The organism is Novosphingobium sp. KA1 (assembly GCF_017309955.1).
GTDB lineage: Bacteria > Pseudomonadota > Alphaproteobacteria > Sphingomonadales > Sphingomonadaceae > Novosphingobium.
Genome location: NZ_CP021247.1, coordinates 3,658,486 through 3,683,694 on the forward strand (window position 1 = coordinate 3,658,486; position 25,209 = coordinate 3,683,694).

19 protein-coding genes are annotated in these 25,209 nt (G+C 68.0%); 11 read left to right on the forward strand and 8 right to left on the reverse strand.

What is annotated here, in order from left to right:
- Positions 1-3 precede the first annotated feature (3 nt).
- Together CA833_RS17525 and CA833_RS17530 are read right to left on the reverse strand one after the other, a co-directional pair.
- Positions 4-711 carry a UTRA domain-containing protein gene (locus CA833_RS17525; RefSeq protein WP_207080163.1) on the reverse strand — a complete coding sequence of 236 codons (708 nt, stop codon included), beginning with the start codon at positions 709-711 and terminating at the stop codon, positions 4-6.
- Positions 702-2,093: a formimidoylglutamate deiminase gene (locus tag CA833_RS17530; RefSeq protein ID WP_207078778.1), complete on the reverse strand. Its 1,392-nt coding sequence runs from the start codon at positions 2,091-2,093 to the stop codon at positions 702-704. The genes CA833_RS17525 and CA833_RS17530 overlap by 10 nt, the downstream gene beginning before the upstream one ends.
- Positions 2,094-2,188: 95 nt before the next feature.
- Here CA833_RS17530 and hutI point away from each other — a divergent pair, with 95 nt between their 5' ends.
- Genes hutI through hutU form a run of 4 tightly spaced genes read left to right on the forward strand, consistent with a single transcriptional unit; the run spans position 2,189 to position 7,412 of the window.
- The gene (gene hutI, locus CA833_RS17535; protein WP_207078779.1) at positions 2,189-3,391 is read left to right on the forward strand and encodes an imidazolonepropionase; all 1,203 of its coding nucleotides are present in this window, start codon (positions 2,189-2,191) and stop codon (positions 3,389-3,391) included.
- Positions 3,388-4,917 carry a histidine ammonia-lyase gene (gene hutH, locus CA833_RS17540; RefSeq protein ID WP_207078780.1) on the forward strand — a complete coding sequence of 510 codons (1,530 nt, stop codon included), beginning with the start codon at positions 3,388-3,390 and terminating at the stop codon, positions 4,915-4,917. Before hutI ends, hutH begins: the two co-directional genes overlap by 4 nt.
- A 13-nt stretch (positions 4,918-4,930) precedes the next feature.
- A complete protein-coding gene (hutG, locus tag CA833_RS17545) occupies positions 4,931-5,731 on the forward strand; it encodes an N-formylglutamate deformylase (protein WP_207078781.1) in 801 nt (266 codons plus the stop codon).
- Between the two features lie 16 nt (positions 5,732-5,747).
- On the forward strand, positions 5,748-7,412 hold the full coding sequence (hutU, locus tag CA833_RS17550; RefSeq protein ID WP_207078782.1) for a urocanate hydratase: 1,665 nt from the start codon (positions 5,748-5,750) through the stop codon (positions 7,410-7,412).
- A gap of 254 nt (positions 7,413-7,666) precedes the next feature.
- Here hutU and CA833_RS17555 read toward each other — a convergent pair whose 3' ends face one another.
- The 6 genes from CA833_RS17555 to CA833_RS17580 form a co-directional block, all read right to left on the reverse strand.
- Positions 7,667-8,746, reverse strand: a complete 1,080-nt coding sequence (locus CA833_RS17555) for an oxidoreductase (RefSeq protein ID WP_207078783.1) — start codon at positions 8,744-8,746, stop codon at positions 7,667-7,669.
- Positions 8,747-8,751: 5 nt separating this feature from the next.
- Entirely contained in the window at positions 8,752-10,383 is a 1,632-nt protein-coding gene (locus CA833_RS17560) for an NAD-dependent malic enzyme (RefSeq protein ID WP_207078784.1), read from the reverse strand.
- 180 nt (positions 10,384-10,563) lie between these two features.
- Complete coding sequence (locus tag CA833_RS17565) at positions 10,564-11,898, reverse strand: dicarboxylate/amino acid:cation symporter (RefSeq protein ID WP_207078785.1); 1,335 nt, start codon at positions 11,896-11,898, stop codon at positions 10,564-10,566.
- A gap of 324 nt (positions 11,899-12,222) precedes the next feature.
- A complete protein-coding gene (locus tag CA833_RS17570; RefSeq protein WP_207078786.1) occupies positions 12,223-12,606 on the reverse strand; it encodes an OsmC family protein in 384 nt (127 codons plus the stop codon).
- Positions 12,607-12,617: 11 nt separating this feature from the next.
- Positions 12,618-13,514 (reverse strand): pirin family protein, encoded by an 897-nt coding sequence (locus CA833_RS17575; RefSeq protein ID WP_142632958.1) that lies wholly within the window; start codon positions 13,512-13,514, stop codon positions 12,618-12,620.
- Positions 13,515-13,584: 70 nt separating this feature from the next.
- Positions 13,585-14,283: a pirin family protein gene (locus CA833_RS17580; RefSeq protein WP_207078787.1), complete on the reverse strand. Its 699-nt coding sequence runs from the start codon at positions 14,281-14,283 to the stop codon at positions 13,585-13,587.
- A gap of 149 nt (positions 14,284-14,432) precedes the next feature.
- Between CA833_RS17580 and CA833_RS17585 the strand changes: the two genes are divergently transcribed.
- The 7 genes from CA833_RS17585 to CA833_RS17615 all read left to right on the forward strand — a co-directional run bounded on the left by CA833_RS17585 (position 14,433) and on the right by CA833_RS17615 (position 25,005).
- Positions 14,433-15,362 carry a LysR family transcriptional regulator gene (locus tag CA833_RS17585; RefSeq protein WP_207078788.1) on the forward strand — a complete coding sequence of 310 codons (930 nt, stop codon included), beginning with the start codon at positions 14,433-14,435 and terminating at the stop codon, positions 15,360-15,362.
- Positions 15,363-15,576: 214 nt separating this feature from the next.
- Entirely contained in the window at positions 15,577-16,041 is a 465-nt protein-coding gene (locus tag CA833_RS17590; protein ID WP_207078789.1) for a helix-turn-helix domain-containing protein, read from the forward strand.
- Positions 16,042-16,353: 312 nt separating this feature from the next.
- Positions 16,354-16,758 carry a DoxX family protein gene (locus CA833_RS17595; RefSeq protein ID WP_207078790.1) on the forward strand — a complete coding sequence of 135 codons (405 nt, stop codon included), beginning with the start codon at positions 16,354-16,356 and terminating at the stop codon, positions 16,756-16,758.
- 148 nt (positions 16,759-16,906) lie between these two features.
- Complete coding sequence (locus CA833_RS17600) at positions 16,907-17,431, forward strand: RNA polymerase sigma factor (RefSeq protein WP_142632949.1); 525 nt, start codon at positions 16,907-16,909, stop codon at positions 17,429-17,431.
- A 38-nt stretch (positions 17,432-17,469) separates the two neighbouring features.
- A complete protein-coding gene (locus CA833_RS17605; RefSeq protein WP_242526176.1) occupies positions 17,470-18,411 on the forward strand; it encodes a FecR domain-containing protein in 942 nt (313 codons plus the stop codon).
- Positions 18,412-18,415: 4 nt separating this feature from the next.
- Positions 18,416-20,824 carry a TonB-dependent receptor gene (locus tag CA833_RS17610; protein WP_207078791.1) on the forward strand — a complete coding sequence of 803 codons (2,409 nt, stop codon included), beginning with the start codon at positions 18,416-18,418 and terminating at the stop codon, positions 20,822-20,824.
- A gap of 974 nt (positions 20,825-21,798) precedes the next feature.
- The gene (locus CA833_RS17615; protein WP_207078792.1) at positions 21,799-25,005 is read left to right on the forward strand and encodes an autotransporter outer membrane beta-barrel domain-containing protein; all 3,207 of its coding nucleotides are present in this window, start codon (positions 21,799-21,801) and stop codon (positions 25,003-25,005) included.
- Positions 25,006-25,209 lie beyond the last annotated feature (204 nt).

The following is a 25,209-nucleotide window of genomic DNA, read 5'->3' on the forward strand; positions in this document are numbered from 1 at the left end:
TGATCAGCGGGTACCCGCCGAGGGCCCGAAATGGGCGTTCAGTTCATAGGCTCCGGCCAGAAACAGCTGGCGCACATAGGTGATCGGCTCGGAGCCGCGCCAGGTCCGCCGCTCAATGCTGAGGCACGGCGCCCCGCTGGCGACGGCCAGCGCCCTGGCTTCCAAGCCGGTGGCGGCAGCGGCGGTGATCCGGGCATCGGCCTCGGTCCAGGGCACGTGTTCCAGCAGCCAGCCGCCGGGCGAGGAGAACCCGGCCTCGACGATCTCGGGCACCGCAGCGGCGTTCACGAAGCGGTGCTCCCAGGCCATCGGCGCATCGTCGGCGAAGTGGATGCCCGAAAGCTCCAGCAGCGGCACTTCGCCGCCCACATCCCACTTCACCGCCGCATCGGCGGCGCGCACCAGCTTGCGGCGCGCAAGTTCAAAACGATAGGCCTGCCCGCGCGCGGCGATTTCGGCGCCAAGGTCGGGAATGTCCATCGCCATCGAATGCACGCGCGGCCGGGCGACAAACGTGCCCGCCTTGCGCCGCCGCTCGACCAGCCCGGCGGCGGCGAGCGCGGAAAGCGCCTTGTTCACCGTCATCCGCGCGCAGCCGTAGCGTTCCATCAAGTCCTGCTCGGTCGGCAGGCGTTCGCCGGGGGCGAGCGTGCCGGCAAGGATGCGGCTCTCGAAATCGTGGCGGATACGTTCGGAAAGGGTCATGCGCAGAGTCGGTCCAGGGTCTTCCGATAGCGTCGGACGATCCCGTCGCGTGCGTGGTGGCGGCCAGAGCTAACCACCTGTTTCCCAAAGCGCCAGACGCAATCGATACCCGCACGGCCCGAGGCGAAGACGAGCCCGTCAAGCACGCGCTCCGCGCCCCGCGCGCAGAGCGAGGGATGATCGAGGTCCAGCGAAACCGCATCGAAGGCATTGCCCTGCTTCAGCCCGGCCTCGACGCCCAGCGCCTGCGCGCCGCCGTTCAGCGCGGCGCGCCAGATCGCCTCCCCGCTCGAAGCAGTTGCAGCGTCAGCCAGCAGGTTGCGCCTGCGCGTGAACAGCCGCTGCCCGTATTCGAGCAGGCGCATTTCCTCGGTCGCGTCGATCAGCACGTTGGAATCGCTGCCGATGCCGTAAGCGCCCCCGGCGGCGAGCCAGTCCGCCATCGGGAACAGGCCGTCGCCCAGATTGGCCTCGGTAATCGGGCAGAGCCCCGCCACCGCGCCGCTGCGCGCAAGCCGCGTGGTTTCCTCATGCGTCATGTGGGTGGCGTGGACCATGCACCAGCGGCGATCCACTTCCGCGTGATCGAGCAGCCATTCGACCGGGCGCTGGCCGCTCCAGGCGAGGCAGTCCTCCACTTCCTTCATCTGTTCGGCGATGTGGATATGGATCGGGCCCTGCCCCGCCATCGCCTGCAGATGCAGCAGTTCCTCCGGGGACACGGCGCGCAGGCTGTGCGGCGCGAGGCCGACCACCGCCTCGTCCAGTCCGGCAACCGCCGCGCGGGCGCCCTCCAGCAGGCGCGCAAAACCGTCGAGATCGTGAAGGAACCGGCGCTGCCCATGGTTCGGCGCCAGCGCGCCGAAGCCGGAATGGGCATAGAACACCGGCAGCAGCGTCAACCCGATGCCGGTTTCCGCCGCCGCCTCGGCAATCGCCGCGCCCATGCGTGCGGGATCGGCATAGGCGTGCCCGTCGGCATCATGGTGCAAGTAGTGAAACTCGCCAAGCCGCGTGAAGCCGCTCTCCAGCATCTCCATCGCCGCCAGCGCCGCGATGGCATGGAGGTCCTCGGGCGTCATGCGGTCAAGGAAACGGTACATGACCTCGCGCCAGGTCCAGAAGCTGTCGTCGCTATTCCCGCGCTGCTCGGCAAGGCCGGCCATGCCGCGCTGGAAGGCGTGGCTGTGGAGGTTGGGAATGCCCGGAATCAAGCAAGCGTGACGTTCGTCCCCCGCGTCCGGCTGGGCACCCGATTCGATCCGCGCGATCCGCCCGTCAACGACCGTAAAGCGCACATCCCGCGCCCAACCGGACTCGCACCCGGACTCGATAAACGCATGCCCCGCATGGATCGTAAAGGACTGACGCGGCTGGAGTTGAGGCATCGGACGCTCCCTTGGATGGCTTTTTGTCTATACATTAAAGCAGGCCGATGCAATAAGACGCGCCAGAGAGACCCGCCCGGAGAGACTGCCCCCCGATGCTCTGCGACACGATCTGGACCAACGCCCGCCTCGCCACGATGGCCCCGCAAGCGGAGGGTATCGGCGCGATCGAGCGCGGCCTGATCGCGGCGACGGACGGCAAGATCGTCTACGCCGGGCCCGTCGCGGAAGCTCCGGCCCTCGATGCGACAAGGATCATCGACTGCGAGGGCCGCTGGATCACCCCCGGCCTTGTCGATTGCCACACGCACCTCATCCATGCCGGCAACCGCGCGCGCGAGTTCGAACTGCGGCTGGCGGGCGCCAGCTACGAGGAAATTGCCCGTACCGGCGGCGGCATCGTCTCCACCATGACGGCCACGCGCGCCGCCAGCGAGGACGACCTTGTCGCCAGCGCCCTGCCCCGTCTTGACGCGCTGATCGGCGAAGGCGCGACCACCGTCGAAGTGAAGTCCGGTTATGGCCTCGACCTTGCCAGCGAACTCAGGATGCTGCGCGCCGCGCGGCGGCTGGGCCGCGAGCGGCCGGTTGCCATCGCCACCACATTCCTGGGTGCCCACGCCCTCCCGCCCGAATTCGCAGGCGATGCCGATGGCTACATCGAGCATATCTGCAAGGTCATGCTGCCCGAAGTGACCCGCGAGGGCCTTGCCGATGCGGTGGACGCCTTCTGCGAAGGCATCGGCTTTTCCGCGCAGCAAACCGAGCGCCTGTTCGCCGCCGCCCGCGCCCACGGGTTGCCGGTAAAGCTTCACGCAGAACAGCTTTCGAACCTCCACGCCGCGGCGCTCGCGGCGCGGTTCGGCGCGCTTTCCGCCGATCATCTCGAACATCTCGATCTTGCCGGGATCGACGCCATGGCCGCTTCCGGCACTGTCGCCACCTTGCTGCCCGGCGCCTATTACTTCACGCGCGAGACCGTGCTGCCGCCGATTGCGCAACTGCGCGCCGCCGCTGTGCCGATCGCGCTGGCGACCGACTGCAACCCCGGCACCTCGCCGCTCACCTCGCTGCTGCTGACGATGAACATGGGCGCGACGCTGTTCCGCCTGACCGTCGATGAATGCCTGGCCGGCGTCACCCGCAATGCCGCCCGCGCGCTCGGTCTTGCCGACCGCGGCACGCTGGAAGCCGGCAAACGCTGCGATCTGGCGATCTGGGATGTCCAGCATCCGTCCGAACTTGTCTATCGCATGGGGCTCAATCCGCTCCATGCCCGCATCTGGAGTGGTCAATGAACGAAGTGCTGCTAACCCCCGGCACGGTGAGCCTCAGGGATTGGCGCGCGATCTATCGCGGCGCCGGCGTGAAGCTAGATCCCGCGTGCATGCCGGTGATTGCCGAAAGCGCCGCCGCCGTCGCCCGCATTCTTGCCAAGGGCCAGCCGGTCTACGGCATCAACACCGGCTTCGGAAAGCTGGCGAGCGTGCGCATCGGGGACGAGGATCTCGCCGCGCTGCAGCGCAACATCGTGCTCAGCCACGCCGCCGGCACCGGTGAGCCTTCGCCCGTCTCGGTGATCCGCCTGATGATGGCGCTGAAGCTCGCCAGCCTCGCGCAAGGTGCCTCGGGCGTGCGCGTCGAGACGGTGGAACTGCTGGAAGCGATGCTGGCCAAGGGCCTGACGCCGGTGGTGCCCTCGCAAGGTTCGGTCGGCGCCAGCGGCGACCTTGCCCCGCTTTCGCACATGGCCGCGACGATGATCGGCGTCGGCGAGATCTTTGTCGGCGACAAGCGCCTGCCCGCTGCAGAAGCGCTGGCGCAGGCCGGTCTCGCGGCGGTCGAACTGGGCGCCAAGGAAGGCCTTGCCCTCCTCAACGGCACCCAGTTCTCGACCGCCAATGCCCTTGCCGGGCTGTTCGAGGCGGAGCGCCTGTTCCAGTCCGCACTCGTCACCGGCGCCCTCTCGACCGAGGCCGCCAAGGGTTCCGACACCCCGTTCGACCGCCGCATCCACGCCCTGCGCCGCCATCCCGGCCAGATCGAGGTGGCGGACGCCCTGCGCGCGCTGATGCAGGGCTCCGCGATCCGCGCCAGCCATCTTGAGAACGACGCCCGCGTGCAGGACCCGTACTGCCTGCGCTGCCAGCCGCAGGTCATGGGCGCCGCGCTCGACGTGCTGCGCCAGGCGGCCACGACGCTGGAGATCGAGGCCAACGGCGTTTCCGACAACCCGCTGATCTTCCCGGAAGCGGACGAAGCGCTCTCCGGCGGCAACTTCCATGCCGAGCCGGTCGCCTTCGCCGCCGACATGATCGCGCTGGCCGTCTGCGAGATCGGCTCGATCTCCGAGCGCCGCGTGGCGATGCTGGTGGACCCGGCGCTGTCCGGCCTGCCCGCCTTCCTGACGCCGCGCCCCGGCCTCAATTCGGGCTTCATGATCCCGCAGGTCACGGCCGCCGCGCTGGTCTCCGAAAACAAGCAGAAGGCCTATCCGGCATCGGTCGATTCGATCCCGACTTCGGCCAACCAGGAAGACCACGTCTCGATGGCCGCCCACGGCGCGCGCCGCCTGATCGGCATGGTCGCCAATGCCGACGCGGTGCTGGGGATCGAACTGCTCGCCGCCGTGCAGGGCATCGATTTCCACGCCCCGCTGGCATCGAGCAAGGTGCTGGAACAGGCCCGCGAAAGCCTGCGCGCGCAGGTGCCGACACTGGAGGAAGACCGCCACTTCCACCCCGACATGGAAGCGGCGAATGCGCTGATCCGCTCGGGCGCGCTGGTCGACATCGGCGGCGACCTGCTGCCCGGCGTCGCTTGACAGGAGGGGCCTGATGAGCTTCGTCCTTCACCATGGGCAGGCGCCGCTGATTGTCGCCTTTCCGCATGTCGGCACCGATCTGGCCGACGTCGGCCCGCTGTTCCGCTCGGAATGGCTGGCGCGGCGCGATGCCGACTGGTGGGTGGACGATCTCTACGCCTTCGCCCGCGCGCTTGGCGCAACGACGATTGCTGCACACGTTTCGCGCAGCGTGATCGACCTCAACCGCGATCCTTCGGGCGCCTCGCTCTATCCCGGGCAGGCGACGACGGAACTCTGCCCGACGACCACGTTCGACGGGGAGCCGCTCTACAAGGCCGAAGGCCCGGATGAGGCCGAGATCGCCCGCCGCCGCACGCTCTGGTTCGATCCGTACCACGCCGCGCTCCGCGCCGAGATCGCGCGGCTGCGGATGCTTCACGGCAAAGTCGTGGTCTACGACGCGCACTCGATCCGCAGCCACGTGCCGCGCCTGTTCGGCGGCGAACTGCCGCAGTTCAACATCGGCACCAACCTTGGCCAGACCTGCGATCCGGCGCTTTCCGCCGCCGTGGTGGAAGTCTGCAAGGCGAGCGGCCTCCCCCACGTTCTCGACGGCCGCTTCCGTGGCGGCTGGACCACGCGGCACTACGGAGAGCCTGCCAGCGGCGTCCATGCGATCCAGATGGAACTCGCCATTCGCGGCTACATGGACGAACCCGAAGTGCCGGACGAAGCCAACTGGCCGCTGCCCTATTCGGCGGCGCGTGCCGCCGCCCTCACCCCGATCCTGCAAGACGTGCTGAAGGCCGCCATCGCCTTCGCGCAATCCTGACCTGAGGAAACACACAATGACCCGCCTCGACAACAGCCGCGTCATCAAGCCTGCGACCGGCACCGAACTTTCCGCGAAATCGTGGCTCACCGAAGCCCCCTTGCGCATGCTGATGAACAACCTCCACCCCGACGTGGCCGAGCGGCCCGAGGAACTGGTGGTCTACGGCGGCATCGGCCGCGCCGCGCGCGACTGGGAAAGCTACGACAAGATCGTCGAGACCCTGCGCCGCCTGAACGATGACGAGACGCTGCTGGTCCAGTCCGGCAAGCCGGTCGGGGTGTTCCGCACCCATGCCGATGCGCCGCGCGTGCTGATCGCCAATTCCAACCTCGTGCCGGAATGGGCGAATTGGGAACACTTCAACGAACTCGATAAGCGCGGCCTTGCCATGTACGGCCAGATGACCGCCGGATCGTGGATCTACATCGGCACGCAGGGCATCGTTCAGGGCACCTACGAAACGTTCGTCGAGATGGGCCGCCAGCACTACGATGGCGACCTTTCGGGCAAGTGGCTGCTGACCGCCGGCCTTGGCGGCATGGGCGGCGCCCAGCCGCTGGCCGCCGTGATGGCGGGCGCCTCGTGCCTTGCCATCGAATGCCAGCCCAGCCGCATCGAAATGCGCCTGCGCACCGGCTACCTCGACGTCGCCGCCGAGACCATCGACGAAGCCATGGCGATCATCGCGAAGGCCAATGCCGACAAGAAGCCGGTCTCGGTCGGCCTGCTCGGCAATGCGGCGGAGCTGCTGCCCGAAATCTACGCGCGCGGCATCCGTCCCGACTTGCTGACCGACCAGACTTCCGCCCACGATCCCGTCAACGGCTACCTCCCCGCCGGCTGGACCGTTGCCGAATGGATCGAGCGCCGCGAGCGTGAGCCCGAAGCCGTCGCCAGGGCGGCCAAGGCCTCCATGGCGGTCCACGTGCGGGCCATGCTCGACTTCCAGGCGGCGGGCGTGCCCACCACCGACTATGGCAATAACATCCGCCAGATGGCGAAGGACGAAGGCGTCGAGAACGCGTTCGACTTCCCCGGCTTCGTGCCCGCCTATATCCGCCCGCTGTTCTGCCGCGGCGTGGGGCCGTTCCGCTGGGCCGCGCTTTCGGGCGATCCCGAGGACATCTACAAGACCGACGCCAAAGTGAAGGAACTGCTGCCCGACCACGCGCACTTGCACAACTGGCTCGACATGGCGCGCGAGAAGATCCAGTTCCAGGGCCTGCCCGCGCGCATCTGCTGGGTCGGGCTGGGTGACCGTCATCGCCTCGGCCTCGCCTTCAACGAGATGGTGGCGAACGGCGAACTCAAGGCCCCGGTCGTGATCGGCCGCGACCACCTCGACAGCGGCTCCGTCGCCTCGCCCAACCGCGAGACCGAGGCCATGCGCGACGGTTCGGACGCGGTTTCGGACTGGCCGCTGCTCAACGCGCTGCTCAACACCGCGAGCGGCGCCACATGGGTCTCGCTGCACCACGGCGGCGGCGTCGGCATGGGCTATTCGCAGCATTCGGGCATGGTCATCGTTGCCGACGGCACCGAAGCGGCGGCGAAACGTCTGGAGCGCGTGCTGTGGAACGACCCGGCGACGGGCGTGATGCGTCACGCCGATGCCGGGTACGAGATCGCGCGGGATTGTGCGCGGGAGAAGGGTCTGGATCTTCCCGGAATTTTTTGATCCGAGCCTGATCCTATCACCCCGTCGTCCCCGCGCAGGCGGGGACCCCGCTTGTTCTTCCGGCCTGGCGTTGTGGCCAAAAAAGCGGGGCCCCCGCCTACGCGGGGGCGACGGCGTTTATTGGGTTCGAAGGCTATCCTGCCCCAGTCCGGCCGAAGGCCATTCGAAGCCGGAATGCCTGCGCAAGGGCTTAGCCCAGGCGCGACGCAGACATTGTGCGGGTCTGGGGGATCATCCCCCAGAATCCCCATTTTTTAACGGCTTTCAGCCCATGCCCGCCGCTCTGCCTCGGTCAGCGGCAGTTCCACGCAGCGCCCTTCCGCAGCCGATTGCTGCGCCGCCTCGATAACCGCCATCACCGCCAGCGACTGGATCGGCGGCACCGGGTTCGCCGCCCTGCTCTGCGCCGCTTCGGCCACGAGGCGGTAGAACTCCCGCTGGTCGCCGCGCTCGGCGGGAATGCTGCGCGGAGCGTTTCCGGCCCTATGCAGCACGAGCGGATCGGGGTCTTCGCCCCAGCCCTCGGCGCCGGGCGTCATGCCTGCGACAAGCTGGCTCTCCTGCATGTCCATGCCCTGCTTCACGGCGCTGCCGCCGGTGCCGTGGACCACGAAGCGCGGCGAGCCGCCCGATACCAGCATCGAGGCGTGAAGGATCGCCCGCTTGCCGCCGAATTCGAGCACGACATGGGCCCAGTCATCGGCCTGCGCGCCTTCGCGCTGGAGCGCGAGCGAGGCGGTCACCCGCTCCGGCAGGCCCATCAGCAGCAGCGCGTGATCGGCAAGGTGCGGCCCCAGATCGAACCACACGCCCGCCCCCGGCCCGGCGTTCTCGCGCCAGCGGTCGCGAACCTGCGGGCGGAAGCGGTCGAAACGGGTTTCAAGGTGGACGGGATCGCCCACCAGTCCGTCAGCGATGGTCTTGCGCACGGTGGCAAAGTCGCTGTCCCAGCGGCGGTTGTGGAACACCGTCAGGTTACGCCCGGTTTCCTGCGAAAGGGCGATCAGGGCGCGCGCTTCGGCAAGGTCCAGCGTAAAGGGCTTGTCGACGACGACATGCTTGCCCGCCCGCATCGCCGCTGCCGCCAGCGGGAAATGCATGGAGTTGGGCGCGGCGATGACGACAAGATCGATGGCCGGATCGGCCAGCAGCGCCTCGGCCTCTGCGTGGATCGTCGCCTCCGGGTAGCGTTCCAGGATGGGCGCGGGCCTGCTCGACACAAAAGCGCCGAGCGAGAGCCCCGGCACCGCCGCAATCAGCGGCGCATGGAAGGTCGCCCCGGCATAGCCGTAGCCGATCAGGCCGACCCTCACGCGCTCATGCGCCTCGCCCACCGCGCTTACTCGACCGGGGCGTATTCGGCCTTCCACATGCTCGCCGCGATGCTCTCGCGGGTGAGCGCTTCGGGCTCGGCCGTGGCGAGGCCTTCCGCCACCGCCTGTTCGACGACGGCAACGGCGATTTCCAGCGCCACTTCGCGCAGCGCGGTGACCGGCGGCAGCAGGCCCTCGTCGCCCTCATGCAGTTCACCGAGACGGCGCGCGGCGGCCATGAACATGCCGTCGCTGACCGTGGTCGCCCCGCTCGCCAGCGCGCCGAGGCCGATGCCGGGGAAGACGTAGACGTTGTTGACCTGCGTCACCCCGGCAATGCCGAAGGGGCTGCCGGTGCCGACGATGGCCTTGCCGCCGGTCCATTCCAGCACGTCGGCCGGGTGGGCTTCGGCGCGCGAGATCGGGTTGGAAAGCGGGAACACCACCGGGCGTTCGACATGCTCGGCCATGGTGCGGATCGCGCGCTCGTCGAAGGCCGCCTTCTGGCCCGAGGTGCCGATCAGCACGGTGGGCTTCACGTTGGCGATGGTGTCCTGCAGCGTGATCATGTTGCTGCCCGAGAGGTTCCAGCCGGCAATATCGGCGGGATCGTGCGCCAGCTTCACCTGCTGCGGCGGCATGCGCGGAACGTCGGAGAGGATCAGGCCGTCACGGTCGACCGCCCAGATCTTCGCGCGCGCATCGGCTTCGCCGAGGCCTTCGAGCTGCATGGCCTGCACCAGCATCTCGGCAACCCCGCTGCCCGCCGCGCCCGCGCCGAACAGCACCACGCGCTGCTCGGTGATCGGCACGCCGGTCTTGCGGATCGCCGAAAGCAGCGTGCCGACGGCGGTGGCGGCCGTGCCCTGGATGTCGTCGTTGAAGCTCAGCAGGCGGTCGCGGTAGCGCACCAGCAGGTCGTAGGCGTTCTTGCCCGCGAAGTCCTCCCACTGCAGCAGCACGCCGGGGAAGCGGTCGTTCACGGCGGAGACGAAGGCCTCGACAAAATCGTCGTAGTCCTTGCCGCGCACGCGGGGCGCCCGGTAGCCGATGTAGAGCGGGTCTTCGCGCAGCGCATGGTTGTCGGTGCCGAGGTCGAGCAGGATCGGCAGCACTTCGGCCGGGTGAATGCCCGCGCAGGCGGTGTAGAGCGCCAGCTTGCCGATCGGGATGCCCATGCCGCCAGCGCCCTGATCGCCAAGGCCGAGGATACGCTCGCCATCGCTGACGACGATCACCTTCACGCGGTCATAGGCCGGATCGGAGAGAATATCGGCAATGCGGTGGCGGTTGGAATAGCTGAGGAACAGGCCGCGCGGGCGGCGGTAGATCTCGCTGAAACGCTCGCAGCCCTCGCCCACGGTCGGCGTGTAGACCAGCGGCAGCATGCGCGGCAGGTCGCTCTGCACCAGTGCGTGGAACAGCACTTCGTTCGAGTCCTGAAGCTCGCGCAGAAAGGCGTAGCGCTGGAAGTCGCTTTCCTTGTCCTCCAGGGCGTTGCGGCGGCGCTCGATCTGGCTGTCCAGCGTGCCGACATGCGGCGGCAGCAGCCCGTGCAGGCCGAACTCGTCTCGCTCCTCCTCGGTGAAGGCGGTGCCCTTGTTGGTCAGCGGATCGGAGAGCAGCGCGCGGGCTGCGGCGTGGCGGGTGGGGGACATCGGCGACCTTTCCTCAAACTTCCAGATGCCCGGCCGCGAAGGACGGCGCCGCCGGACGGCGGCGCAATGGGAACTGTCCTCCCTTGGAGTTGGGGGGGGACGGCACGGGCTCGCGGCTGAGCGATAGACCGCAGACGATGCCGTGTCACGCCGTGACGATTGCAATTAATGCACCTGCGGTTACCCGGCACCGACCGCCGGCGGCGGCGCTTCAGAATGGCCCTCGCCGCGATTGCCGATGACCGCGCGGAAGCGCTCCATGTCGATCGCGCGTTCCCAGCGCGAAACCACCACCGTCGCCACGGCATTGCCGATGAAGTTCGTCAGGCTGCGGCATTCGGACATGAAACGGTCGACGCCCAGGATCAGCGCCATGCCCGCCACCGGCACCGAAGGCACGATGGAGAGCGTGGCCGCGAGCGTGATGAAGCCCGCGCCGGTCACCCCCGCCGCGCCCTTGGACGAGAGCATGGCAACGCCCAGCAGCAGCAGTTCCTCACCCAGCGAGAGGTGGACGTTGCAGGCCTGCGCGATGAACAGCGCGGCCAGCGTCATGTAGATATTGGTGCCGTCGAGGTTGAAGCTGTAGCCGGTGGGCACCACAAGGCCGACAACCGGGCGCGGGCAGCCCGCGCGCTCCAGCTTTTCCATCAGCAGCGGCAGCGCGCTTTCGGAGGAGGAAGTGCCCAGCACCAGCAAGAGTTCGGTCTTGAGGTAGGCGACCAGCGCAAAGATCGAGAACCCGCACAGACGCGCCACCGTGCCCAGCACCACAAAAACGAACAGCGCCGAGGTCAGGTAGAAGGTCGCCACCAGCCCCGCGAGGTTCGCAAGGCTTTCCACGCCGTACTTGCCGATGGTGAAGGCCATGGCGCCAAACGCACCGATCGGCGCGGCTTTCATGACGATCGACACCAGCTTGAAGAAGACCAGCGAGATCGTTTCCAGCAGCGACAGCGCCGGGGCGCCGCGGTCGCCCAGCATGGCGAGCGAGACACCGAACAGGATCGCGACGACAAGGACCTGCAGGATGTTCCCCTCGGTCATCGAGGAGAGGAACGTCTCGGGGATCATCGCCATCAGGAAACCGGTGAGCGAGGTCTCGTGCGCCTTTTCCGAATAGAGCGCGACCTTGGAGGCATCGAGCGTGGAGGGATCGATGTTGAGCCCGTGCCCCGGCCGCACCACATTGGCGACGATCAGGCCGACCACCAGCGCCAGGCTGGAGAAGAACAGGAAATAGGCAAAGGCCTTGGCGGCCACGCGGCCCACCGATTTGAGGTCGCGCATCGCCGCGATACCGGTGGTGATGGTGAGGAAGATGACCGGCGCGATCACCATCTTCACCAGCTTGATGAAGGCATCGCCCAGCGGCTTCAGCGCCTCGCCCGCATCGGGGCGGAAATGGCCGATCAAAACGCCCAGCGCGATGGCGACGAGAACCTGGAAATAGAGGTGGCTGTACCAGCGCTGCGGCTTGGCACGTTCACCCGGCTCGGATGAAGCGATATGCATGGGACCCGTCTTGTGCTCCTTGGCGCCGCGCACCCCCCGAAAGGCGCGGCCATCGCCGGACCCTGTGCGATTTGCGGGCCGGTTCCAAGCGCTTTTTATGCAGGAATGGCCGCTTGCAGCGCGTGCTTTCCAACCCCGCCCGCTCATCCTGAGCCTGTCGAAGAGTGCATGCGTTGCGCCCAGCCTCCGGGGCCTTCGACAAGCTCAGGCTGAGCGGGGTTGAAGGATAGCGTGCAAATCATTCGTCCAACAACACCCCGTCGCCTTCGCGGGGATGACGAAGTGTTTGGTGTGGGTGGAGCGTTAGCCGGTCACCCCGCCCGGTCACGCCAGCCGCGTCTCGATCGGCAGGCCGTTCTTCAGCGTCAGCGTCACCGGCGTGCGCTCGGCGATATCGGCAAGGCGGGCCTTCTGTTCGTCATCCAGCCCGGTGATGGTCAGCGTGCGGGCAATGTGCAGATCGCCCTTCCCGCCCTTGAGCGCGAGGTCGACGGTCAACTCGCCGAACTGCCACCCCTTGCGCGCGGCGTACATCTTCAGCGTGATCGCGGTGCAGGCGCCGAGGCTGGCGAGCAGCAGGTCGTAAGGCGCCGGCCCCAGGCCCTGCCCGCCGAGCGAAGCAGGTTCGTCGGCGGTGATGGCGTGACCACCCACCACGATTTCGGTGCGCCAGGGGGTCTGGCCGATGGTGGCGGTTGCTTGGGTCATGGCCGGGCCTTTCAGGCAGGAAGCGGAATGAAGTCGGGTTCGCCGGGCACGGCGGGGAAGCGCTGGGCCTTCCAGTCCTCCTTCGCCTGTTCGAGGCGATCCTTCGACGAGGACACGAAATTCCAGAAGATATGGCGCTGTTCGGGCAGCGGCTCACCGCCGAGCAGCATCAACCGAGTGTGCCCCTTGGCGCGCAGCACCAGTTCGGCGCCGGGCTGGAAGACCACCAGTTCGCCCTCGCCGAACGTGCCGTTCTGGCCGACGACTTCCACCGCCCCGCTGACGACGTAGACCGCCCGCTCGACATGCTCGGCCTTGAGCTGATAGCGCGCGCCGTCCAGCATCACGATGTCGGCATAGATCATGTCCGAATAGGTCTTCAGCGGCGAGGTCATGCCGTCGGACGTACCGGCGATCAGCGTGAAGCGCGTGCCGGCATCTTCGCTGACGGGCATCTCGTCCGCCTTGTGGTGCGCGAAGGAGGCGCCGATTTCCTCGTGCTCCTTCGGCAGCGCCACCCAGGTCTGCAACCCGAACAGCTTGCCGCCCCTGGCGCGGTTTTCCGGCGAGGTGCGCTCGGAATGGACGATGCCGCTGCCCGCGGTCATCCAGTTGACCTCTCCGGGGAGGATCGGCTGGACCGAGCCCAGCGAATCCCGGTGCAGGATCTCGCCCTCGATCAGATAGGTGAGCGTGGAAAGACCGATGTGCGGGTGGGGCCGCACGTCGAGGCCTTCGCCCGACTTGAACACCGCCTCGCCCATCTGGTCGAAAAAGATGAAGGGGCCAACCATGCGGCGCTGCGCGACCGGCAGCGCGCGGCGGACCTTGAAGCCGTCGCCAAGGTCGCGGACCGAGGGAAGGATGACGAGGTCAACGCCTTCGACATCGGAAGAATGCACGGACATGATCGGCTCTCCGTAAAAGGCAGGGCGGGCACCCGTGGGGCCCGCCCCTATTGTTATCAGGCTTTTGTTATCAGGCGGCGTCGACGAGGACGATTTCGCTGTCCTCGATCGCGGTCACCCGCAGCACGTCGAGATCGCTGATCGCGGCGCCGTCACGGGCGTTGACGCGAACGTCATCGATCTGCACCGCACCGGTGGCCGGAACGAGGTAGGCCTTGCGGTCCTTGCCCAGCGGGTATTCGGCGGTCTCGCCAGCCTTCAGCGTGGCCGCCACGACCTTGGCGTCGGTGCGGATCGGCAGGGCATCGTTGTCGTTCTCGTAGCCGGAAGCCAGCGTCACGAACTGGCCCGAACGCTCGCCCTTGGGGAAGGGACGCGAGCCCCAGCTCGGCTGTTCGCCGTTGCGGGTGGGGATGATCCAGATCTGGAAGATGCGGGTTTCGACGTCTTCCATGTTGTATTCTGAGTGCTGGATCCCGGTGCCCGCGCTCATCACCTGAACGTCGCCGGCCTCGGTGCGGCCCTTGTTGCCCAGGTTGTCCTGGTGAGTGATCGCGCCTTCACGGACATAGGTGATGATTTCCATGTCGCGGTGCGGGTGCGGCGGGAAGCCGGTCTTGGGCGCAATCACGTCGTCGTTCCAGACGCGCAGGTTGCCCCAGTGGACGCGGGCCGGATCGTGGTAGCCGGCGAACGAGAAGTGGTGCTTGGCGTCGAGCCAGCCGTGGTTGGCGCCGCCGAGGCTGTCGAAGGGGCGAAGTTCGATCATGGTCCTAAATCTCCTGTCTTGGCGGGGATACCGGTCAAATCCGGTGTCCGCCTCGTCGAAGACCCATATAGCCCTTGCCATCTTTCCAGATCAGATGGATAAAATCGACCGTACTATTCCACCAAGTTGAAAAGCGGAGCGGTAATTACGTGAGCAACCCGGGCACGCCCACCTTCGACCAGCTTCGCATCTTCCTTGCCGTGGTGGACACCGGCAGTTTCGCGGGCGCGGCGCGCAAGCTGAACCGCGCGGTTTCGGTGATCAGTTATGGGATTTCCAACCTCGAGGGGCAACTGGGGTTGATGCTGTTCGACCGCGAAGGCACCCGCAAGCCGCAGCTGACCGTCGCCGGCCGCGCGGTTCTCGCCGAGGCGCGCGGCGTTGCAGAGGGGATCGACGGGCTGCGTGCCAAAGTCAAAGGCCTGCTCGACGGTCTGGAAGCCGAAGTCGATCTCGCTGTCGACGTCATGTACCCGGCCGAGCGGCTCGGCGTGATCCTGCGCGCCTTTGCCGCCGAGTTTCCCACCGTGCAGCTGCGCCTCCATGTCGAGGCGCTCGGCGCGGTGACCGCCATGGTGCTCGACGGCACCGCCGCGATCGGCCTGTCCGGCCCGCTGTTTGCCGGGGTCGAGGGGCTGGAAAGCGTCTCGATGGGATCGGTCGCCATGGTCCCCGTCGCCGCGCCCGACCATCCGCTCGGCCGCATGACCGAGATCGCGCCGGGGGCGGGGCGCGACTATACGCAGCTGGTGCTGTCCGACCGCTCGCGCTTCACCGAAGGCCGCGACTTCGCGGTGATGAGCCCCAAGACCTGGCGCCTCGCCGACCTTGGCTCCAAGCACGCGCTGCTGCGCGAGGGCATCGGCTGGGGCAACATGCCGCTGCCGATGATCGAGCCCGACCTGGTCGCCGGCACCCTGATCCGCCTCAGCATGCCCGACCAGCCGGGCGGCATCTACCGGTTCGCCGGCATCTGGCGGCGCGACACCCCGCCCGGCCCCGCCGCGGCCTGGCTGATCGACCGCTTCGTCGCACAAAGCGCGCTGGACCCGTCGAGCGCCGAACTGCCCGATATCTGAGAGGCCGTTTGTTCGAAAATGCCCGAAGGGCGCCTCCCAAACATTCCCGCAGAAGAGCGCCGAAGAGGATGGTAAAATTCGCGTTAATTAAAAGTTGTTTTTAAAGTGAAAATCAATCGTAGCAATTGAAGTACAAACAAAGCACTGGCGAATCACTTCGTTTTCCCGGATCAATCCACTGTAATCCGGCAAGCAGAGACTGGAGTAATCCCCCATGCTTCAACCGCTTCCCTCCCCCGGCCAGGCCGGACCGGAAGGTCTTGAAACCGCCATCGCCGCAAGGGTTCCGGCCTTCCCCTCGTCCGGGGCACCCGGCTCCGAACCGCTGGCCCGGGGCGGTCTGGCCGAATGGCAGTTGCGCAAGGTGATCCGCCACGTCGACGAGAACCTCGCCGCCCCGCTCGGCTGCGACGATCTCGCCGCGCTGGTGCGCCTGAGCACCGGCCATTTCAGCCGCGCCTTCAAGTCGAGCGTCGGCGAACCGCCGCACAGCTACCTGATCCGCCGGCGCATCCACCGCGCGCAGCGGCTCATGATGGAAACCCGGGACTCGCTCTCGCAGATCGCCTGCGCCTGCGGGCTGACCGACCAGGCGCACCTGACGCGGCTGTTCCGCAAGGCCGTGGGCACCACCCCGCGGGCCTGGCGGATCGACCGGCTGGCCCGCAAGTCGGCCTGAACCCTTTTACGGCAGCGGCCTCCGCCCGCCGCGCAGACTTGTTGTTCTTACGGTCCTGGCATCAAGCGCGCCAAGACCCCGTTCGGACCCGGCCCCGGCCATCTTCCGAACACCTCGGGACCGGCAGCACCCCACCCCCCGTCGCGCTGCCGGTCCCTTTTCTCCCTCAGACTATTCCATATCCTCGAACAATCGAGATGACTTTATAAGCATTTTCGAAATCGCCGAACCGCGCCATCTTCTGCCCATCAAGAGGCGCCGGTGCGACGAATGGCCGGCCCTGCTGCAACCGAACACACAGGGAATCATGCCATGAACACTGCTACCCAGACCGCATCCACCGCCACCGAAACCACGCTCGTGCGCCACCTGCCGCTGGTCGGCCGCGTGCTGATCGCGGCGATCTTCATCCTTTCCGGCCTCTCGAAGCTGGCCGCCCCCACAGCGACGATGGCCTATATCGCCTCGGCCGGCCTGCCCCTCCCCGCCGCAGCGCTGGCGGGCGCAGTGGTGGTCGAAGTGATCGGCGGCCTCGTGCTGATCTCGGGTTACCGGGTCCGCACCGTGGCGGCAGTGCTGGCGGTCTTCAGCCTGGTCACCGCGGCCTTCTTCCACAACGACCTCGCCGACCAGAACCAGTTCATCCACTTCTTCAAGAACGTGGCGATGGCCGGCGGCCTGCTGCAGATCGTCGCCTTCGGCAAGAGCCGCGACTGATTTCACACCATCACAAGTAACGCGAGCAGGCGGCTTCGAAAGGAGCCGCCTTTTTCCTGCGTACTTGCAGCAAAACGACTTCTTCCCCTCAGCGCCGCGAACGTCTATCTGAAGCGCCGCGACTACAAGAACCGACCCAGCCATTTCCGTGACTTCGCCCTCCCCCGGTGCCGGCCTCGAAGCCGCCTTCCTTGCACACCGCGATGCGTTGCTGCGCTTTTTGCGCGCTCGCGGCGCAGGCGATGCGGCGGAGGACCTGCTGCACGAAGTCTGGCTGCGCATCCAGGCGACCACTCCCGGCCCGGTTGCCTCCCCCCTGCCCTACCTGATGCGCATGGCCGACCTGCTGATGATCGACCGCTACCGCTCGCAGCGCCAGGCCGACAAGCGCGACCGCGACTGGACCGAGGTGCACTCCGATCTTGCCGGGGTGTCCGCCGAACCCTCGCCGGAGCGCCGCGCCGCCGCCGCACAGGAAGCCGCCGCGGTCCTGCGCGTGCTCGACCGGCTCGGCCCGCGTGCCGCCAGCGCCTTTCGCCGCCACCGCATCGACGGCGTGGCGCAGCGCGAGGTCGCCTCGGAACTCGGCGTCAGCCTCAGCACGGTGGAAAGCGACTTGCGCATCGCCTATCGCGCGCTCGGCGAATGGAAGGAACGCCGCGATGAGGCTTGAGCCGTTTGTCTCCGTCATCGCTGCAGGAGGTCCGCGCGATGACAGGTAAGGATACGATGCGCGACGATGCGATCCGCGATTCCGCGGCCCGGTGGGCAGTGCTGACCGGCGACCCCGGTTTCGAGGACTGGGATGGCTTCATGCAGTGGCTTGAGGCCGACCCGGCCCATGCCCGCGCCTATGACGCGGTCAGCGCAGCGGCGGCGGAAGCCGCGGAACTTGCGGCGCAGGCACCCCAGCCCGCCAGCCCCGCCGCCAACGACGACGAAGTACCCGCCGCGCCCCGCCGCCTCTGGCTGGGCGGCGCCGTGGCCGCGTCGCTCGCCGTCATCGGCAGTATCTGGGTGTGGCATGCCTCGTCGCGCGATCTCTACACGGTCGAGACCGCGCCGGGGCAGATGCGCACGCTCGATCTGGAAGCCGGCACCCGCGTCGATCTTGCCGGCGGCACGGTGATCCAGCTCGATCACAAGGACGCCCGCTACGCCGTGCTCGACAAGGGACAGGCGCTGTTCACCGTGCGCCACGATGCCGCGCGCCCGTTCCATGTCGAGGCGGGCGATGCCACGCTGGTCGACCTCGGCACCGTGTTCGACGTCTCCCGCGAGGGCGCGCACCTCAGTGTCGGCGTTGCCGAAGGCGCGGTCGGCTACAATCCCGGGGCCGAGAACCTGCGCCTCGCCCCCGGCGACCGGCTGGTGGCCGAGGCGGGCGCCGTCACCCTCGGCAAAGTCGCGCCCTCGCAAGTCGGCGAATGGCGCGAAGGCCGGCTGACCTTCGACGCCGCCCCCTTGCGCGAGGTCGCCGACCGCCTCAGCCGCGCGACCGGCATCGCCTTTGCCGCCCGCCCCGGCGCCGACATGGCGATTTCGGGCAGCATCCTCGTCACCCCGGTGCGCGACGATCCGCAGATGATCGGCGCCCTGCTCGGCCTCGACGTGCGCCGCGAGGGCGACCGCTGGATGATCGGCAAGCCCTGACCCGATGCGCCGCGCGCCTCTCCTGCTGACGGCCGCGATGGTCCTGCAACTGCCGCTCGGCGCGCCGGCGCGGGCCGCCGCCGACGACGCCGGGATGGTGACCACGCGCGAGGGCGAGGCCGGCACCGCCGCCAGCGATCTCGCCCGCCAGACCGGAACCAGCATCGTCATCGCCGATCCCGCGCTGGCCCGGCGGCATATCCCGGCCCTGCGCGGCCGGATGCGCGCGCGCGACGCCGTGGCGCGTCTGGCCCGCGCGGCCCGCGCCCGTGCGGTTCCGGTCGGCAAGGCGGCCTGGCGGCTCGAAGCCCTGCCGCCCAAAGGGCGCGTCGTGGCCGAACCGCCCGCCAATGCCGCCCCCGTCGCCATCCGCATCCCGGATGCGCCGCATCCGCCGATCATCGTCACCGCCAGCAAGCGCGACCTCCGGCTGGAGCAGATCCCCGCACAGGTCACCGTGATCGGCGGCGACACGCTGGAGAGCGGCGGCATCGGCGGCAGCGAGAAGATCGTCCGCCGCCTTGCCACGGTCGCCTCCACCCACCTTGGCAGCGGGCGCAACAAGCTGTTCATCCGCGGCATCGCCGATTCCAGCTTCACCGGCCCGACCCAGGCGACCGTGGGCCAGTATCTCGGCGACATGCGCCTGACCTACAATGCCCCCGATCCGGACCTGCGCCTCTCGGACCTTGCCCGCGTCGAGGTTCTGGAAGGCCCGCAAGGCACGCTCTACGGTGCCGGATCGCTGGGCGGGATCATCCGCCTCGTCCCCAATGCGCCGGAGCTGGCGCGTACCGGCGGCGCGATCATGATGGGCGGCGCGGTGACGCAGCACGGCGCGCCTTCGGCCGACCTCAGCGCCACCGTCAACCTGCCGGTGGTGGAAGACGTCGCCGCCTTTCGCGCCACGCTCGATACCGCCAGCTACGGCGGCTACATCGACAAGCCGCTGATGGACCGCAAGAACGTCAACCGCACCGACCTCATCGGCGGACGGGCGGCGCTGCGGGTGAAGCTGGCGCCGGAGTGGACGGTGGACGTGATCGGCCTCGCCCAGTCCACCGAGGCCGACGACAGCCAGTATGCCGACCGCGACGGCAAGGCGCTGGAAAGTTCCGCCCGCGTGCGCGAGGGCTCGAACGCGGACTATGCGCTGGGGCAAGTGGTGCTCTCGGGCCGGATCGGCGGACTGGAACTGCGCTCGACCACCGGCGCGGTGCGGCAGAACCTCCACGAGCGCTATGACGCCAGCGAGCCGGACGGCCCGGCGCGCCTGTTCGAGCAAGCCAACGCCACCCGCATGTTCGCGCACGAAACCCGCATCTGGCAGCCCCAGAGCCACGGTTTCGGCTGGTTGCTCGGCGCCAGCTACACGCACAACCGCACCCGGCTGACGCGCGATTTCGAGGCACTCGCCGCGCGCAGTTCCGCCACCGGCGTGCGCAATACCGTCGGCGAATTCACGCTCTACGGCGAAGCCAGCCTGCACCTGACCGGCCCCTTCACCGCCACCGCGGGCGGGCGCTTCACCCGTGCCCGGCTCGGCGGCAACGGCGAGGACGTGAGCGACCAGATGGCCGTCGTGCTTGCCGCGCGCGGGGTGACGGCGCGGCGCACCTTCACCGCCTTCCTGCCCTCGCTCGCGCTCCATGCCGAGTTCTCGCCCGAGGACCAGCTCTACTTCCGCTACCAGCAGGGCTTCCGCCCCGGCGGCTTCGCGATCGAGAGCGACTACGTGCGCCGCTTCCGCAACGACCGCACCGGCACGGCCGAGATCGGCGCCCGCCATGGCCGCGCGGGGGTCAGCCCGTTCGATCTGGCGCTCAGCCTCTCCTACACCCGCTGGCGCGACATCCAGGCCGACTTCACCGACAGCGCCGGCCTGCCCAGCACCGCCAACATCGGCAACGGCCGCGTCTGGTCGGCCAGCCTTTCGGGCGGCGTGCGGATCGTGCAAGGCCTGCGCTTCGAGGCGGGCGCGGCGTTCAACCACAGCCGGATCGACAAGCCCGACTACGAAGGCGCGCTGAAATATGCGTTTGCCGCCAGCACCGTGGAAGCGCTGGCGATGCAGGTGCCCAACATCGCCCGCTTCGCCGGACGCGCCGCGCTGACCTGGAACCGCGAGGTGAGCGAGGACCTTGCCCTCACCGGCAATGCCTGGGCGAGCTACCTCGGCAAATCGCGCCTCGGCATCGGGCCGGACCTCGGCATGCTGCAGGGCAACTACTTCGACAGCGGCTTCGATGTGCGGCTCGGCAATGCCGGTCACGGCGTGACGCTGAGCGTCACCAACCTCGCCGACACGCGCGGCAACCGCTTCGCGCTGGGCACCCCGCTGGCGACCGGGCGCGAACAGGTGACGCCGCTGCGCCCGCGCACGGTGCGGCTGGGCTTCGACGCGAAGTTCTAGGCGGGCTTGGAAACATCGCCCCGCCCACGCCGCTCATCCTGAGCGGGTGGAGAGGTCAAGATAACCGGACGACGCCCATGCTGGCTGAAATGTCGCGCCTCAGTGGAAAGTTGCCCTTCCCATGCCCGTCGCCCCCGCGAAGGCGGGGGCCCCGCTATCTGGAGGCACACCTCCACCCTTGAAGGAAAAGCGGGGTCCCCGCCTTCGCGGGGACGACGATTTTGGGTGGTTAGCGGACCTTCAACGATCTTCTACTGGGATCGCTAGCCAAGCGTCGAAGCTGGCGAAAAACTCGGTTGAGGGCCAAAGCGGATTGCTCTCTGGACGGCGTGTTAGGTGCACTTGGGCAAAGCGCCCGTCCTCAAGATGGAACAGGACGTCGTCTCGCCGCCACCGACGACCAAGAGCGACGGCACGGACGCCGTACAGGGAGTGCGTTGGGCATACTTCGCGCGCAAGCTCTTCCTCCAGCCACGTTCGCTCCGTCTCGCTGGACACCTCCGACCAGTCGCCATCCCATTCCAATTTTGCGCTCATCGGTTGAACATATCTGTGCCGCTTACGACTGCAATGGGGCGCTCACAGATCGTCCGCATTTCAGCGTTAAAGGGTGGAGAGCCGACCGTCCGGTTCGGATTTTAAAACACCAGTTGCCGATGCCAAATCCGCACCCAGATCTTCGTCATTCCCGCGGAGGCGGGAATCCAGTCAACGCAGCGCTTCGAAGCCAACGTCGGTGGCGAGATCGCGCCACTGTGGATTGCCTTCGAGTGTCTTTCAATGCCAGGTTGCTACTGGATTCCCGCCTTCGCGGGAATGACGAATGAAGTGAACAATCGGCAAGCCATCCGGGTTCAACGAAAGTCCGCAATTGGCCGTAAGCAGCCCTCCCCCGGCCCCCGCCCCCAACTTTTTCCAAGGCCGCCCGGCAAGGCCTCCGTCTTCCCCTTCGAGATCGATCTGAAGGGACGAAGATGCCTCGCTACCTGCTTGCTTCCACCGCGCTGCTGGCTGTCGCCGCCGCCGCCAATGCCGCTCACGCGGAAGACGTGACGACCAAGAAGACCGCCCCCCTCCTCACCTCGACCATCAAGAGCGGCGCCGCCGATGCGATCAATGTGACCAAGGACGGCTCGGTAGTGCTCACTTCGGGCACCGCGATCACGATGGACAGCAACAATGCCGTCGCCAATGCCGGCACCCTGTCGATCAGCAACGCCGACGGCGCCACCGGCATCCGCGCGCTGGCCGGGACCAGCGGCGACATCGTCAACACCGGCACCATCACCATCGACGAGACCTACACGCCGACCGACACCGACAAGGACGGCGACCTCGACGGCCCCTTCGCGCTCGGCGCGAACCGCACCGGCATCAGGATCGATGGCGATCACACCGGCAAGCTCACCCAGAGCGGCACGATCACCGTCAAGGGCAACAATTCGGCCGGCATCCGCATCGGCGGCACCCTGAACGGCGCCTTCCTGCATGACGGCACCACCAGCGTACTGGGCGACAACACCGTCGGCGTCGAGACCGGCGCGGTCAACGGCAACGTGCGCCTGGCAGGATCGGTCTCGGCGCAGGGCGCCAACGCCGTGGCCGCCCGCTTCGGCGGCGACGTGACCGGCGCGATGGTGATCCAGGGCACTGTCGCCTCGACCGGTTATCGCTACACCGCCGCCCCCGCCGATCCTTCCAAGCTCGATGCCGACGATCTGCTGCAAGGCGGCTCGGCGCTGGTCATCGGCGGCAATGTCTCCGGCGGCATCGTGCTCGCCGTGCCGCCCAAGGACAGCGATCCCAACAAGGCCGACGAGGATGGCGACGGCATCGACGACGCCAAGGAAGGCACCGCCAAGATCGCCTCCTACGGCAAGGCCCCGGCCATGGTGATCGGCGCGGCGGGCCGCGACGTGGCGATCGGGCCGGTTGCCGGCACCGCCAGCGGCTTCGGCCTCCAGATCGAAGGCTCGGTGCTGGGTGACGGCGTCTACACCGGCGTCGACGGCAACGGCCTTTCTATCGCAGGTCTGGGCGGCAACGTCACCATCGCCAACGGCATCGGCGTGACCGGCTCGGTCTCCGGCAATTCCAAGGACGCCGCCGCCACCGCGATCCGCCTCGGCGCCGGCGCATCGACGCCGCAGCTCCAGAACGGCGGCACCATCTCCGCCGCCAGCGGCAACACCGCCGCCTCGCTCGCCACCGCCGTGAAGATCGAAGCCGGCGCGAGCCTGCCCGCGCTGCGCAACTCCGGCACGATCAAGGCGGCGACCGGCGAGAACGGCACCGCGGTTGCCATCCGCGATGCCTCCGGCACGCTCACGCTGATCGAGAACAGCGGCACCATCTCGGCCACCGGCGCCAAGGCGGACACGGGGCGCAACATCGCCATCGACCTGTCGGGCACCACCTCGGACGTGACCATCCGCCAGACCGAAGTCGCCGCCACCTACACCGCGCCCGCCATCACCGGCGACGTGCGCCTCGGCTCCGGCAACGACACCTTCACGATTGCCGACGGCACCGTGACCGGCAACGTCACTTTCGGCGGCGGCAACGACACCCTCGCGCTTTCGGGCGATGCGGTGCAGACCGGCAAGGTCACTTTCGGCTCGGGCACCGACGCGATGCGCCTTGCCGGCACCTCCCGCTTTACCGGCACGGCCGATTTCGGCGGCGGCGCCGATAGCCTGACGCTGGCCGACAGCGCCGTGTTCTCGGGCGCGCTGGCCAATTCCGGCGGCCTTGCCGTCAAGGTCACCGGCGGTACCCTGGACGTCAACAAACCGGCCTCGATCGCCTCGCTGGAGGTGGGCGCCAAGGGCGTTCTGGCGGTCACGCTCGACAAGGCGGCGGGTCAAGGCACGGCGCTCACCGTCGCGGGCAACGCCGCCTTCGCGGAGGGCGCCAAGCTCTCGCTGCGGCTTGCCGACGTCACCACCGCCGAAGGCAACTATACCGTCCTCACCGCCGGTTCGCTGACCGGCCGCGACAAGCTGGAAACCGCGACCGACCTCGTGCCCTTCATGTTCAAGGCCACGCTCGACGAGGACGCCCCGGCCAACGTGATCGTTGTCGACGTCGCCCGCCGCACCGTGCAGGAACTGGGCCTCAACCGCTCGCAGTCCACCGCCTACAACGCGATCTTCGCCGCGCTCGCCAAGGATGACGACATCGAGAAGGTGTTCCTCGGCGATACCAGCGGCGATGCCTTCCGCGAACATGTGAGCGAGATGCTGCCCGACCATGCCGGCGGCGCCTTCGAGGGCATCTCGATGGGCGTGCGCACGCTGACCCGCCAGCTTCAGGACCCGCAGGGCCCGGTCTTTGGCGATTCCCGCCTGGTCACCCGCGCGAACCTCTCGTTCTGGGGCAGCGACAAGGGCACGGGCGCCAGCGCCGCCTACAACCTGCAGGGCTACGCGATGTCGCTCAGCGCGGAATATGCCACGAATATCGGCTACTTCGGTGGTACCCTCGCCTACCTGTGGAACCGCTACACGCGCGGCGCGGCCAGCGAGATCAAGTCGAACTCGTGGGAACTGGCCGGTCACTGGCGCCACGAAAGCGGCCCGGTGGCCGCCTATGCCCGCGGCTCGATCGGCCGGGCGAGCTATGACAGCGAGCGCAAGTTCGTCGGCGTGGCGGACGCCGCGACGATCAACCGCGCGATCGAGGGCAGCTGGAACGGCAACTTCGTCACCTTCGCGGGCGGCGCCTCGTGGGAAGGCGGCGGCAAGTACTTCTACTTCCGCCCGGGCGTCTCGGTGGACTACATCCGCCTCAAGGAAGACGGCTACACCGAAACCGGCGGCGGCAAGGCGCTCGACCTCACGGTCGCCTCGCGCACCAGCGACGAACTCGGCGTCAACGGCGGCATGACCGTGGGCATCGATTTCATGGGCGCCAAGGGCCGTGACGACAACTGGTTCCGCATGGAAACCGAAGGCGGCTGGCGCGAGGTCGTCAGCGGCGGCGTGGGCGCGACCACCGCCCGCTTCGACGGCGGGCAGGACTTCCGTCTCACCGGCGACGACGCGACGAGCGGCTGGTACGCCCGCCTGCGCGCCATCGGCGGCACCGTGGGCCTCACTCTCGGCGGCGAACTCTCGGCCGAGGATCGCCACGGCCACACCAACCTTGCCCTGCGCGGTTCGGTGGCGATCGGCTGGTAAGCCTTTCGCCTTTCCGAACCGCCTGCGGCGCGCCGGGCAGAGCGGCTCCCCCCGCCCTTCCCGCCTCTCTCCCGGCGCGCCGCATCCTGTTTGTGAAAATGCCATGTGGCATTTTCGCCGCGGCACCGGCCCGCTCCCCCACCCGACCACCCAACGATTGTACCTTAGTGGGTGGTCGGCCCCCTCAGCGAAAAGGTCCCCCAG

Excerpts from the sequence above, each read along its gene's own strand:
- CA833_RS17570 (WP_207078786.1), bottom strand. The coding sequence starts at position 12,606 with ATGACCCAAGCAACCGCCACCATCGGCCAGACCCCCTGGCGCACCGAA.
- CA833_RS17610 (WP_207078791.1), top strand. The coding sequence starts at position 18,416 with ATGCGCCGCGCGCCTCTCCTGCTGACGGCCGCGATGGTCCTGCAACTG.
- CA833_RS17575 (WP_142632958.1), bottom strand. The coding sequence starts at position 13,514 with ATGTCCGTGCATTCTTCCGATGTCGAAGGCGTTGACCTCGTCATCCTT.
- CA833_RS17615 (WP_207078792.1), top strand. The coding sequence starts at position 21,799 with ATGCCTCGCTACCTGCTTGCTTCCACCGCGCTGCTGGCTGTCGCCGCC.
- CA833_RS17590 (WP_207078789.1), top strand. The coding sequence starts at position 15,577 with ATGCTTCAACCGCTTCCCTCCCCCGGCCAGGCCGGACCGGAAGGTCTT.
- CA833_RS17565 (WP_207078785.1), bottom strand. The coding sequence starts at position 11,898 with ATGCATATCGCTTCATCCGAGCCGGGTGAACGTGCCAAGCCGCAGCGC.
- CA833_RS17560 (WP_207078784.1), bottom strand. The coding sequence starts at position 10,383 with ATGTCCCCCACCCGCCACGCCGCAGCCCGCGCGCTGCTCTCCGATCCG.
- CA833_RS17595 (WP_207078790.1), top strand. The coding sequence starts at position 16,354 with ATGAACACTGCTACCCAGACCGCATCCACCGCCACCGAAACCACGCTC.
- CA833_RS17605 (WP_242526176.1), top strand. The coding sequence starts at position 17,470 with ATGACAGGTAAGGATACGATGCGCGACGATGCGATCCGCGATTCCGCG.
- hutH (WP_207078780.1), top strand. The coding sequence starts at position 3,388 with ATGAACGAAGTGCTGCTAACCCCCGGCACGGTGAGCCTCAGGGATTGG.
- hutU (WP_207078782.1), top strand. The coding sequence starts at position 5,748 with ATGACCCGCCTCGACAACAGCCGCGTCATCAAGCCTGCGACCGGCACC.
- CA833_RS17580 (WP_207078787.1), bottom strand. The coding sequence starts at position 14,283 with ATGATCGAACTTCGCCCCTTCGACAGCCTCGGCGGCGCCAACCACGGC.
- CA833_RS17530 (WP_207078778.1), bottom strand. The coding sequence starts at position 2,093 with ATGCCTCAACTCCAGCCGCGTCAGTCCTTTACGATCCATGCGGGGCAT.
- hutG (WP_207078781.1), top strand. The coding sequence starts at position 4,931 with ATGAGCTTCGTCCTTCACCATGGGCAGGCGCCGCTGATTGTCGCCTTT.
- hutI (WP_207078779.1), top strand. The coding sequence starts at position 2,189 with ATGCTCTGCGACACGATCTGGACCAACGCCCGCCTCGCCACGATGGCC.